The following is a 10,804-nucleotide window of genomic DNA, read 5'->3' on the forward strand; positions in this document are numbered from 1 at the left end:
GGCTTCGCCTCTGACGGGAGAAGTCATGGTCGGCCAGCCTCTGCGCATCCACCGTCAGCAATCACCCGGTGCGCGGATACCGCCCCATACCAAGGTGGTTGACCGTCCAACGCGCTGGGGCAATCCCTGGATGGTCCGGTCGGATGAGGCAGGCTGGTACGTTCAGGATACCCGCAGCGGTCGGGTTGCTCGCGTCTGCAGCGAGGCCGATGCCCGCGAGTTGGCGTTGATCTATTTCGAGGAGTGGGTACGGCCGCAGGCTACGCTGGTCCAGCAGCAACTGCGCGGTTGGAACTTGGCCTGCTGGTGCAAGCCGCCGATCCCTTGCCACGTCGACGTGCTGCTTGAGATCGCCAATACCGGCCTGCGTTATGAAGCGGCCTGAAGTTTGAGCGTCCTGCCCTACCGCCGCATGTAGCCCGGCAGCCGCTCCGTCTCGTTCCAGAGGTCGACCAACGGCGTGATGGTGCCAGGGGCCCCGAATGAGCTGCCGCTGAGAGGGTGTTCTGCCATGAACAGCCCGCAGACGTGGTTGCCCGGCAGACATTCGATGCGGGCGCCGCGGTAGGTGAAGGTGGAGCCGCCCTAGGGCCCGCGCTGGGCTGTTTCTTCGGGCTCGTCGCGTGCGGCAGCTGGCGCTGAAAACGGCTGGTCGGGATCTTGGGGCATGGCTCGCTGATACCGGCTGGTCAAGCTCATGGCGAGCGATCAACCAGGCGAGGCGGTGGCGACAGTGCGGGCCATCGGCCAGACGCTGCAGCGCGGCGGCATGAACTGGTACGACTTGGCGGCGCTGGTCTTGCGCGAGGGCAAGCGCCAGGCGGCGCTGGCTTTCACCTTTGGCAGCTTGGCGTCGCGCAGCTAGCAAGGTTGGTCTGTATTAAGCCGACAACCTCTCCAGCTCTGCATCTAGCGCGGATGCCAAATCAAAAAGCGCCGGCGAACCTCGCGAGAGTAGGGGTTGGAACGCTCGATTGCCTGGAACACCTCCGGGGCATCGTGCCGGACCATGCCGACGCCCTCCATCAAGAGTTCGAAGCTGGGTGTCGTCATGCGTGTCGGTAGGGGCTCCATCTGTACGAGCACCTTGGCGATCAGGTGGGTCAGCCCCTGTACCACGGCAGCCTCGCGGTCGTGGTCCTCGGGCGTGGTCACGATGACCCGCAGTCCGAGAGCCGCCCGGAGGAAAGCGGCTACGCGGCGGACATGCGAGCCGCGCACCGGGCAGATCGCTATCTTCAAGCCCCTGATGCCGCCTTGGGCGCTCTGTGGGCCGAATAGCGGGTGCGTGGCGACGATCTCGACGTCGTCGGGAAGACCCTCCTTCATGGTCTGGACCGGCGTGACCTTGACCGAACCTACGTCGAGCACGAGCGCCCTGGCCTGCAGGTAGGGGCGGATCTCCCGTAATGCCTCTGCGAGGCGGCTGACCGGCATAGCAAGGACGACGATCGGGCAGCTTGCAGCGGTCGGGAGGGATGTCAGTGTCACTCCTTCCACAGGGCATAGAGGTCGGGCCGGATCGTAGGCGCACAGCTCGAAGTATGGCCGCAGGTTTCTGCCGAGCAGGCGTCCAAACGCACCGAAGCCGATGATGCCAATCCTGGTTCGGGAAGTAGAGCCGCTCTCGTGTTCCATAGGTCTGACCTCTGAGAGCTACGAGGTCAGCGGTATATGCTCCCTCCAACCGCCGACGACGCAGCGGTTGTAGGGTGACGAGCCATCCTGCCGCTAGGGGAGCGGTACGTAATAGAGCTTCGAGGGTGGGGCCCATTTCATAGCTAGAGTAGAAGGCACCGAAGATACGGTGTCAACGGTAGTCCACGCCCCGTGTCACTTGCTGCATCCGGCACAACGGCCGCGGAGAAGTGCCCCACCCCCAATGGCGGTGAAACATCTGGGGAAATGACTAGGGGTCTACCGTCGCATGTATCCAGGCAGCTGCTGGCGCTCGTGCCAGAGATCGACCAGCGGCGTGATGGTGCCAGAGGCGCCAAATGAGCTGCCGCTGAGGGGGTGTTCCGCCATGAACAGCCCGCAGACGTGGTTGCCCGGCAGACATTCGATGCGGGCGCCGCGGCAGGCATAGGTCTAGCTACCCCTGGTGCCCCTGCTAGACGGCTGCTGCGGGCTCGCCGGCCGTGTTGTTGACCTTGGCTCCGCAGTAACACTTTGAAAAAGTCTTTCTGAGCACCGATGAACCGAGTGCAAGTGCATTGGCTTGTTTTGCATCCGTCTCTTCAGAGCTTGCGTAGTGCGCGAAGGAGGGACAGCGGACCTTACAAGTTTGCTGGATCTCGATGGACAATAGTCAAAGGGTTACCATGACCTTTTCGCGCCGCATTCTCATTGTCGAAGATGACGCTGCCCTCCGCGCCACCATGGCCGAGCAGATCCTCTCCAGCGGCGAGTTTAGCGCCGACGAGGCCGACAGCGCCGCAGCCGCCGAAGACATGCTGGCCGACGACAACACCCGCTACGACGCCATCCTGCTCGACATCGGCCTGCCCGACAGCGACGGCCGCGACTTCTGCGCCAAGCTGCGCCGCGACGGCCGCCAGATGCCGGTCATCATGGTCACCGGCGCCGATGCCGAAGGCGATGTGGTCCGCGGCCTCGATGCCGGCGCCAACGACTACCTCGCCAAGCCTTTCCGTCTGCCCGAGCTGCTGGCCCGCGTCCGTGCTCAGCTGCGCACCTTCGACAACTCGGAAAGCGCGGCCTTCCTGATCGGGCCTTACGTCTTCCGCCCCAGCGTCCGCCTGCTGCAGGAGCCGGCCCGCAACCGCAAGGTCCGCCTGACCAACAAGGAATGCGGGATCCTGAAGTTCCTCTACCGCGCCGGCGGCAAGGCCGTGCCGCGGCAGACCCTGCTGAACGAGGTCTGGGGCTACAACAGCAACGTAGCGACCCACACCCTTGAGACGCACATGTACCGGCTGCGCCAGAAGATCGAGGCCACCCCAAACCAGCCCAGCCTGCTGGTCACCATATCCGGTGGCTACATTCTCAATGCCGTTGGTGATGCTGCGGCGTGAGGGGATCCGGCCTTCTGCAGCCATCTCCTGCACCTTGCGACTGGCCAAGGCCATGGCGAGGCTTCTGCCGCCGCAGGTGCCGCTGGAGCAGGCCAGCACAGCGCCTGCCTACAGTGAAACAATTAGGCTAGGCCAGTGCCGCACTGCATGCTGTCGCCAGGGTGCAGCCATGGAGTGCTGGCCATGGTCATTCTAGGCAGAGTGCTGGCCTGGCTTGGTTTTATCGTCGCTGCTGGCTTGCTGGTGCTGGCCGGGTTCCGCTTCTATCAAGGCATCACCGGACATTATGCACGCGCTGAAGCGCTGGGAGACCCTTTAGGCTCCGCGATCGTCTACATGATGTGGGCAGCGGTTGCTTGGCTCGTGGGCATGATGGCAGGGCATTTTTTGGGGGACGATACGGAGTAGCGACCGGCCACCGGGCGGCGCTGCAAATCGGCCTACTGACCCGAAGCAATGGCCCGGCCAGGGACGCCAAGCTCCATCAGTTGGCCGATCGCATGCAGTGCCGCCGCTGCGGCACCCAGTCGAGTAAGATTAGTTGTCAGGCTATGGCTTTAGCCATTCGACCGTCTGTGACTGGGCATTTGGCATGCCTCCAGCCACCGGTCCACGAGCGGGGTGATCATGCCAACGCCGCCGAAGAGTAGACCGCTCAAGGGATGGCTATTGAGGAACAATCCGCAGACGTGCCCACCCTTCAGGCACTCGATCCACGCTCCGCGGTAGCGATAGGTCGGGCCGCCCCAGGGACCAGATCCTTCGACCTCCTCAAGGGGATAGATGTCGAGAGGTGCTGGCTGATCGATGAACATGCTCATTGCGCATCCTCCAGTCGCTTAACTGGTGCTTCGCATTCCTTGCATCGCCAGGGTCGATCATCGCCGCCAGGGTCGTCATAGCGGCGCTTGCATTTGAAGCAGAATATGGCGGGCTTGATGGGAGCCATGAGGCATCTCCAAGTCAATGACCATGGCAGCCTAAACGCGAGAAGATGTGGAAGTTTTCGCCTAAAAAGCGAACTGTGTTATCCCGAAATTATGAACCAAAATCTGGTTTAACCTTTTGCATTTGGCTGATTTTCCTGTGCCTCGCGACCCGGTGGGCTTATGATGCGGTGATGCAATAAAGCCTCCCCGCCCCGGCCTACAAGCCGCTCCGCCTCGCCGATCCTGACCAGGGCAGGAGGTATTTCGCCCGGCTCTATGAGGGCCTGGACGTGGCGCTGATGCTGGCCGAGCTCGAGGCGCAGCCGGAGCTATGGGACCAGCACCCGGAGCGGCGCATTGCCCCCGGATCGCCGCATCGGGACATGGTGGATATCCACCTCCGCGCCCGCGACCGGGCTGACCTGGCGGACCCGGACGCGTTTCGGCTGCCGCACACCCCGATCTTCTATCCCGCGTGGCGGGCGCTGCCGTCCCTGCATGCTGTCGTCTACCAGCTGATGGCGGCGAGCAAGGGCGTGGGGCTGGGGAATGTCCTGCTGACCCGCATCCGGCCCGGCTGCAGCATCCACCCGCATGTGGATCCGGGCTGGGCGGTCAACTGGTTCGAGACGAAGTTCTATGTCGTCCTGCAGACCAACGCCGCGGTGCTCAACTTCGCCGGCGAGGGTGCGGCCGAGGAACGCGTTCACATGCCGGCCGGCAGCATCTGGCGGTTCGAGAACCGGGTTCGGCATGGGCTCGACAACTGCGGCGATACCGACCGCATGAGCCTGATCGTGTCCATTCGCTGCAGCGATGCCGTTCCGCTTCACCTTCAGCAGCCGATCAAGAGGAAGGACTGACCATGCCATTCGGATGGGCCGCGGCGGGCGCCGCAGTAGCTGGGGTGGCGGGTTCCGTCATCCAGGGCGAAGCCACCAAGAGCGCCGCGAAGCAGGCCAACCAGACGCAGCAGCGTGCGCAGGATCAAGCCGAGGCTCGCTACCAGCAGACCCGCAGCGACCTCATGCCCTACATGGAGGCCGGGACCAACGCCCTTGGCCCGCAGCAGGACTTGCTCGGTCTGAATGGCCAGGAAGCGGCCGACAAGGCGATGGCCAACTTCCAGGCCAGCCCGGGCTATCAGTACCAGCTGGAACAGGGCATCCGGGCGATCGATGCCAGTGCCTCAGCCAACGGGATGCTGAACAGCGGCTCGCGGATGAAGGCGCTGCAGGACCGCAGCAACAGCCTCGCGGCGATCGACTTCGGCACCTACTACAACCGCCTCGCCGGGCTGACCGGGCTGGGGCAGAACGCCGCGGCCGGCGTCGGCAACACCGGGACGCAGGTGAGCCAGATGGGCACGCAGACCGCGCACAGACCCAGACGAGCGCCGCCAGCGCACAGAACAGCATCGATGGCAGCGCGGCGCAGGGTATCGACAACATGGCCAACAACTACGGCAACAACCAGCTGTACGATCAGCGGACCAATGCGCTGTATCAGCAGCAGCTGGGGAGCCAGCCGGGCATGTCTTACGGCTCGTTAAATGTCGGCGCCGGTGGCGGCGGAACCGGGATGACCTACGAGCAGTTCGCCGGGTGGGGCTGAGACATGGCCGATACCCGCCGCCACCCTGAATACCCCGGGATGCCCTTCGCCGAGGCGGTGTTGCGGAAGGCGCTGGAGGACGTGCTCGGCGCGGTTGACCAGTGCATGGCCGGCTCGGGCCGCGACGACGAAGAAGGCTTCGAGGCGGTGTTGGTGGCCAGCGCCACGGCGGCGGCAATGGATGGGCTGCTGCAGCTGATCCCGGCCGACCTGGCGGAGGCCTACGCTGAAGGCATCGCCCGCAGCCTCATCGCCAGCAAGCGTCGGACCTATGGCCTCGGCCGCGGGGGTTGGGACCAGGCCAGGCAGGCGGTGCAGTAGCGATGAGTCTGACGATGCCAACCGATGCGCCTGCCAAGCCCGCCGACGTCTACGTCACCACCGCCATTCGGATCCCTCGTGCCGTCCACCAGCAGCTGCGGCAGATGGTGGTGGAGCGGGCAGCGCGGCTGGGCGGCCGGGCGAGCGTGTCCGGGGTGCTAAAGTTTTAGTATTTGCAACGTTCCTGCCTATTGTCGGTAACGGCAGCGGCTCCATTTTTTTGCCGATGTTGGGGATTGGAGGGAGACATGCCTCAGCTTGACGACGTGCTGCGCGACATAGAGATCGCTGATCCGGCGGTGGAGGCAGCGCTGTCGACGCTTACCGTTGCTGAGGAAATGGCTGCCCTGGTTCGGGCAGAGACAGATGTTCTCAAGCGCGGGACGCGTCAGATATTAGAAGCCAACCTTGCATTGAGGGGAACGCCTCTGTCTTCCTATAAGGCAACTCAGGCGGCTACCATAATGGCGAAGCGCTGGAATTTTTGAATGCGTCAGATCAAGCTCCTCACCTGGTGAGGACGGCTACCACTGCGGCGATAAAGCTTTTCGGACTGTAAGGCTTCTCCACCACGCCGGCTGCGTCTGGAAGCAGTATGTGGCTTTGTGCGTTATAGGCAGAAGCAAGTACGAAGGGCACGTGCAGGGCATTCAGAGCAGTCGCCACATTGGTGGCCAACTCGCCATTCAAGTTCATGTCTAAGGTCGCAACATCTGGCGTGTGCTGTTTGAGCAAAGCCAAAGCCTGCTGCACCGTATAAGCTGGGCCGATTACGTCTGCGCCCTCGTCTGATAGAGCTTCTTCGACCATCAGCGCAGTGATTGCTTCGTCCTCAACCACGAGTATTTTTCGGCCGTCTAGAGATGGCATGTGCCGTTCCATCCTGCCGATGTGGCAGATGGATGACCAACGGACAGCACATAGGAAAGTCATTCCAGAGCAATCTGCGCTTTGCAATTCGTAGCATTATGCCGAAAAAGTGAGGATAGTTGATGGTTGAAGGTCGGGGCTGTGCCCAGGTCGAGTGCTTATCCCTTCCTCGGTAACGACGCCTACTTGATGCTTGCACAACGCTCATGTTGCGGCGCAGCATAAAGGGTAAATGGGGAGGGGACAGGCACAGGAGCTTCGCCATGGTCGCCTTTTTCCTCGGTACAGCAGCAGTCCTCGTCCTGAGCCTTGCGGTTCGGGTTGCCATAGATGAACTGGCGGCTCGTTGGACGCAGGGACCTCACGACCTCCCCCGCCCGCTTCATGGATCCTGATCAAGAAAGGCTGTCGGACGACGAAGTTCGCGTCCCAGCCGCGTCGCCGAACCACATGGAACGCGGCATGATGCGTCTTCTGGATAAGGCTCAGAGGGCTTCTGACAGCAGCGCGCCAGCTCGAGTGTGTGGCCTCCAGGTAGTGTTCTCGGCCACGGGGGATGCAGCTGTCACTTGGGATCTCCGCCACCCTCTGGCCGATCCTGATCCATAACGCAGGCGGCGTAGAGGTGCGGCGAGGGGGCCAAGCATGGTGGAAACCGAAGCAAAGTCCAAGGTTCGGCTTTCGCCGCTTCGACCCTCTCCGACGTCGGCATCCCCCACTGACGCCATTGAAGCCTTGCGACTTTAATCTCTGCCGCCGGCAACAACCTTCATCGAGAGCGCTGCCATACGTTCCGCCACTGTTGGTGGATGGGGTGACGAAGGGAGGGCGCAGCTCAGGCTCACCAAGCCGATCGAAAACAGCGCTGCATAACGCCAAGCCGCCAGCTGCGATTGTTGCAGTTCTCTCAACCAGGTCACGTGAGCTTGGATGAGGCGGATACTGGCCTCCCTGGGTGGTAGGGCGATGTACGGGTTCGCCAACGCATTGCTCCAACCTGTCTGGCTACGAACGGGCCAGGCAAATGGATGTTCCTGTGTTTCGGCAGTTTGAGGCGTACCTACGCAGCACCTCGGATTGGCGGCCGCGGCCTGATCGGCACGAAGCAGAGCTGGTGATGCTCCGGGCAATACACGCTGCCGGCCTTCACCGGCTTTTTGCACATCGCCTCAGGCGTCACCTTGTTGCCCTCGATGTACTGGCACTCCTTCACCCAGGCGGGTTTGGGTGAGGCCACCGGTGGGAAGGTCGGGGGCAGCGCCATCACTGAACCTTTTTGGTCGCATCAGGCGCCGGATTGGGCGCGTTGGCAGCCTCCTCCGCCTTGGCAGGAAGCGCCTCGAGCGCCGCTGCAATCGTCTCGGCAAAGGGTGGTGGCGTAGCGGCATCAGCTTGGCTGGCCGGCTTCCGTAGTGTCACCCCAACCCCGCCGCTGTTCTCGGGGATGAACTCAACACCGGCTGTTTTTAGCGAGGCACGGATGGCAACATTGTCCCGACAACGCACCTGAGAGCCATCCTCGAGCCTTTTAATCGCGTGTACTGAAACGAAAGCGCGGGAACTCAACTGCAGCTTCGACCAGCCGAGTAATTGCCGGGCTGCAATGCATTGAGCAGATGTCAGCTCCTCGCCGACAACACCCGCGGGCGCCAATTCCCCGGCTTTCCACAAGCCAGTAGCCCAGCTCTCCACATCATCCAAAGTGGCAGAGAAAGGAATGGGTCCACCTCCAATGGAAATCTGCTTGGTAGCAAAATCCAGCACGAGGAAGCCTCCCACCCCAGGCGGTAACGTGCGACGCCTGGAGAGAACAAGTCGAAACCCGTGCGCCGCCAGCCGCTGGCGTAACAGCCGGATCCGCTGAATGCGAGCTTGGGCAGTGCTCAGATTGCCCTGCCAAGTCTGTGACGCCGATCTAACAAGCGTTTGACGGAAATCAGGCCCGCGTGGGCTCGTCAGGTGCGCCCAACCCACTATGGCCAGCATGCAGCCGCCCAAAAACATCGGGTACGGAAGCGCTCTCGCTCCCAACAGTTTGCTCACGGCGACGAGGTGGCCTTCAACCGAACTCTAGGCCCTTCGCCGTTCTCGGCGATGAACTCACCGTCCTGCATCGCCGACCATCCCATGCATGCCTCGGTCATTCAGGCATCCCAGGTCATCGACGTGTAGCCACGTGCGCCACCGGTAGCCTCTACCCATTCGCGGGCATCCCTTTCGGTCTCGAAGGCGTAGGCCTGCACCTCCTGCTTGGTGCCATCGCTTTTGCGAACGTAGCAGGCGGCGCGGCATTCCCCGTTGGGCATGATGCGGACGCTGCCGTGGAAGGTGGTGCCATCCACCGGCACCACGGGCGGTTTGACGTTCATATTTATTTTGTTCGGAACCGGACCCCGGCACCGCCTCCATTCTCGGAAATGAACTCGACGCCGACGGCATCAAGGGCGGCGCTACCGATCGTTGTCAGCTTTGGCCTGACCCTTCGCCGCCTCGAGGCCGAGCTCGATCAGCCGACGAGCGGCCTCGGCGCGCGGCGGAAGGTCGGTCTGTTCTCGACGCCACTTGTCGATCTCATCGCCAAGCTCAGGCGGCAAGCGAAGCTCAAAGCGTGTCGGCTTTCGATCCATGCGCCGAGTATACGGCACATACGCAACCTACGTAAATGCCGTTGACACCAGACCGTAGACTACGTGGCTTTCGTAGCGGCCAGGCAAGGTGGTTGCAACACTCTGCCCGGCCTAACCCCAACCCGCCGCGCCCTGTTACTTGGCGCTGCTGTTCTGCCCAGTGCTGCTGCTGCGGCTCTGCTGGCTTCACCCCTTCCGCCCAATCCCGATGCCGAGCTAATCGCCCTCTGCGCCTGGCATCCGGCCTTGCTTGACGCGGCGAGCACTTCGCCATTCATTTTCGACCATTGCCCTGCCTGGGAGGCTTACCTGGCTTCCCGGAACGCCATTCACGATGCACTCCCTGTCACCCTGGCTGGCATGCGGGCCAAGGCGCTGGTCGCCAAGATCGAGGCGCGGAACCTCGATGGCTCCGAGGAGCCTGCGAATACAGCGGCAGCGCATATGGCCTGGGAGCTGGTCAACGACCTGCTGCGGCTGACTGGCGGTGCAGCATGACCCCCGCCACCTTCGCGGCTGATATCGACGTGGCAGCGCGCTACGTCGAGGCCGGTACCCTGCTGTTGCGCTTGGTGACCCACCGACTTGCGGGCGATCAGGGGCATGGGGACGCCGGCATGAGGCTGTCCGCGTTGCTGGCATGAGCCCCGCCGCAGTATCCGGGCTCTCCCCCGCCGATCGGCTAGGGGTGGCGCTGCTGTTCAGCCTGTCCCTGCTGTCCCTGGCCGCCGCCAACGCCCTCCTGCTGGCGTCCGGCTGCCTGACAACCCGGGCCCGCCTCCGGCTGCTGCCGGAGATCGCCGCATGATGGGCGAGCATGGGGCCACCATGGGCACCGACCGCGACCTTCGGGCCCGGGTGGTGCTGGCGCTGATCTCCACCAGCGGGGGAAAGCCCAGCGCAGGCCGGGCCGCGGCGCTGGTGGAGGAAGCCCGCACCATCATAACCTTCATCACCGGCGAGGCGGATGCCACCGGCGGGGGTGATGCGCTGCCGGACGGGGAGGCGCAGGAGGCATGAGCGCCCCTACCATCACGGCAGAGGCGGCATCGGAGGGCGGGCGCGTGCTTGCCCTGCGCGTGCTCGAGCAGGCCATTCTGGATGCCACCAGCGCCTCTATCCCCCGCGGCCGGGCTCGGAGCAAATGCCGGCCGCTGGATGACGAACAACGGGACGCCGTACGCTTCCTCACCGACCCGGCCGGAGAATGGGCGGCGGCTCGGGCTGCCTAGTGCGATGCGGCTGGCGTCTCTGCCGAATGGCTGCAGCGTCACTTCCAACCGCCAATGATGTCTGGCCATAGCGGCATGCGGAACGAAGTTGAACTGAGAGTCCATCCGGGATCATTTAGTTTTCTGACATAGCTTTCGGAGCATGCGGCGGACGGAGGCCCAGCGCAGGAAGG

At 63.2% G+C, this 10,804-nt stretch carries 20 protein-coding genes; 13 read left to right on the top strand and 7 right to left on the bottom strand.

The window, feature by feature from the left end; translation table 11 throughout:
• The first annotated feature begins 25 nt into the window (after positions 1–25).
• Positions 26–385: a DUF4326 domain-containing protein gene (locus AC0IW9_RS26810; protein ID WP_471651358.1), complete on the top strand. Its 360-nt coding sequence runs from the start codon at positions 26–28 to the stop codon at positions 383–385.
• Positions 386–697: 312 nt separating this feature from the next.
• Positions 698–865: a hypothetical protein gene (locus tag AC0IW9_RS26815; protein ID WP_471651359.1), complete on the top strand. Its 168-nt coding sequence runs from the start codon at positions 698–700 to the stop codon at positions 863–865.
• 44 nt (positions 866–909) lie between these two features.
• Here AC0IW9_RS26815 and AC0IW9_RS26820 read toward each other — a convergent pair whose 3' ends face one another.
• The gene (locus tag AC0IW9_RS26820) at positions 910–1,638 is read right to left on the bottom strand and encodes a prephenate dehydrogenase/arogenate dehydrogenase family protein (RefSeq protein ID WP_471651360.1); all 729 of its coding nucleotides are present in this window, start codon (positions 1,636–1,638) and stop codon (positions 910–912) included.
• Positions 1,639–2,324: 686 nt separating this feature from the next.
• On the opposite strand from AC0IW9_RS26820, the gene AC0IW9_RS26825 reads away from it, so the two are divergent.
• Together AC0IW9_RS26825 and AC0IW9_RS26830 are read left to right on the top strand one after the other, a co-directional pair.
• On the top strand, positions 2,325–3,038 hold the full coding sequence (locus tag AC0IW9_RS26825) for a response regulator transcription factor (RefSeq protein WP_471651361.1): 714 nt from the start codon (positions 2,325–2,327) through the stop codon (positions 3,036–3,038).
• A gap of 174 nt (positions 3,039–3,212) precedes the next feature.
• A complete protein-coding gene (locus tag AC0IW9_RS26830) occupies positions 3,213–3,446 on the top strand; it encodes a hypothetical protein (protein ID WP_471651362.1) in 234 nt (77 codons plus the stop codon).
• A 149-nt stretch (positions 3,447–3,595) separates the two neighbouring features.
• Here AC0IW9_RS26830 and AC0IW9_RS26835 read toward each other — a convergent pair whose 3' ends face one another.
• The gene (locus tag AC0IW9_RS26835) at positions 3,596–3,859 is read right to left on the bottom strand and encodes a hypothetical protein (protein ID WP_471651363.1); all 264 of its coding nucleotides are present in this window, start codon (positions 3,857–3,859) and stop codon (positions 3,596–3,598) included.
• A gap of 407 nt (positions 3,860–4,266) precedes the next feature.
• Between AC0IW9_RS26835 and AC0IW9_RS26840 the strand changes: the two genes are divergently transcribed.
• The 5 genes from AC0IW9_RS26840 to AC0IW9_RS26860 all read left to right on the top strand — a co-directional run bounded on the left by AC0IW9_RS26840 (position 4,267) and on the right by AC0IW9_RS26860 (position 6,390).
• Entirely contained in the window at positions 4,267–4,830 is a 564-nt protein-coding gene (locus AC0IW9_RS26840) for an aspartyl/asparaginyl beta-hydroxylase domain-containing protein (protein WP_471651378.1), read from the top strand.
• 2 nt (positions 4,831–4,832) lie between these two features.
• Positions 4,833–5,519 carry a hypothetical protein gene (locus tag AC0IW9_RS26845; RefSeq protein ID WP_471651364.1) on the top strand — a complete coding sequence of 229 codons (687 nt, stop codon included), beginning with the start codon at positions 4,833–4,835 and terminating at the stop codon, positions 5,517–5,519.
• A gap of 65 nt (positions 5,520–5,584) precedes the next feature.
• The gene (locus AC0IW9_RS26850; RefSeq protein WP_471651365.1) at positions 5,585–5,902 is read left to right on the top strand and encodes a hypothetical protein; all 318 of its coding nucleotides are present in this window, start codon (positions 5,585–5,587) and stop codon (positions 5,900–5,902) included.
• A 2-nt stretch (positions 5,903–5,904) separates the two neighbouring features.
• Entirely contained in the window at positions 5,905–6,072 is a 168-nt protein-coding gene (locus AC0IW9_RS26855) for a hypothetical protein (RefSeq protein ID WP_471651366.1), read from the top strand.
• Positions 6,073–6,150: 78 nt separating this feature from the next.
• Entirely contained in the window at positions 6,151–6,390 is a 240-nt protein-coding gene (locus AC0IW9_RS26860; protein ID WP_471651367.1) for a hypothetical protein, read from the top strand.
• Positions 6,391–6,409: 19 nt separating this feature from the next.
• Here AC0IW9_RS26860 and AC0IW9_RS26865 read toward each other — a convergent pair whose 3' ends face one another.
• The 5 genes from AC0IW9_RS26865 to AC0IW9_RS26885 all read right to left on the bottom strand — a co-directional run bounded on the left by AC0IW9_RS26865 (position 6,410) and on the right by AC0IW9_RS26885 (position 9,366).
• Positions 6,410–6,742, bottom strand: a complete 333-nt coding sequence (locus tag AC0IW9_RS26865; protein ID WP_471651368.1) for a response regulator — start codon at positions 6,740–6,742, stop codon at positions 6,410–6,412.
• 1,090 nt (positions 6,743–7,832) lie between these two features.
• Positions 7,833–8,036, bottom strand: a complete 204-nt coding sequence (locus AC0IW9_RS26870; RefSeq protein WP_471651369.1) for a hypothetical protein — start codon at positions 8,034–8,036, stop codon at positions 7,833–7,835.
• On the bottom strand, positions 8,036–8,536 hold the full coding sequence (locus AC0IW9_RS26875; RefSeq protein ID WP_471651370.1) for a helix-turn-helix domain-containing protein: 501 nt from the start codon (positions 8,534–8,536) through the stop codon (positions 8,036–8,038). The genes AC0IW9_RS26870 and AC0IW9_RS26875 overlap by 1 nt, the downstream gene beginning before the upstream one ends.
• 380 nt (positions 8,537–8,916) lie before the next feature.
• The gene (locus AC0IW9_RS26880; protein ID WP_471651371.1) at positions 8,917–9,141 is read right to left on the bottom strand and encodes a hypothetical protein; all 225 of its coding nucleotides are present in this window, start codon (positions 9,139–9,141) and stop codon (positions 8,917–8,919) included.
• Positions 9,142–9,222: 81 nt separating this feature from the next.
• Complete coding sequence (locus AC0IW9_RS26885; protein WP_471651372.1) at positions 9,223–9,366, bottom strand: hypothetical protein; 144 nt, start codon at positions 9,364–9,366, stop codon at positions 9,223–9,225.
• Between the two features lie 279 nt (positions 9,367–9,645).
• Between AC0IW9_RS26885 and AC0IW9_RS26890 the strand changes: the two genes are divergently transcribed.
• The 4 genes from AC0IW9_RS26890 to AC0IW9_RS26905 are packed head-to-tail and all read left to right on the top strand — an operon-like array spanning position 9,646 to position 10,419.
• Entirely contained in the window at positions 9,646–9,897 is a 252-nt protein-coding gene (locus AC0IW9_RS26890; RefSeq protein ID WP_471651373.1) for a hypothetical protein, read from the top strand.
• The gene (locus tag AC0IW9_RS26895) at positions 9,894–10,043 is read left to right on the top strand and encodes a hypothetical protein (RefSeq protein ID WP_471651374.1); all 150 of its coding nucleotides are present in this window, start codon (positions 9,894–9,896) and stop codon (positions 10,041–10,043) included. The genes AC0IW9_RS26890 and AC0IW9_RS26895 overlap by 4 nt, the downstream gene beginning before the upstream one ends.
• Positions 10,040–10,207 (top strand): hypothetical protein, encoded by a 168-nt coding sequence (locus AC0IW9_RS26900; protein WP_471651375.1) that lies wholly within the window; start codon positions 10,040–10,042, stop codon positions 10,205–10,207. Before AC0IW9_RS26895 ends, AC0IW9_RS26900 begins: the two co-directional genes overlap by 4 nt.
• Positions 10,204–10,419: a hypothetical protein gene (locus AC0IW9_RS26905; protein WP_471651376.1), complete on the top strand. Its 216-nt coding sequence runs from the start codon at positions 10,204–10,206 to the stop codon at positions 10,417–10,419. Before AC0IW9_RS26900 ends, AC0IW9_RS26905 begins: the two co-directional genes overlap by 4 nt.
• Positions 10,420–10,804 lie beyond the last annotated feature (385 nt).

This window comes from Belnapia sp. AC561 (genome assembly GCF_979252845.1).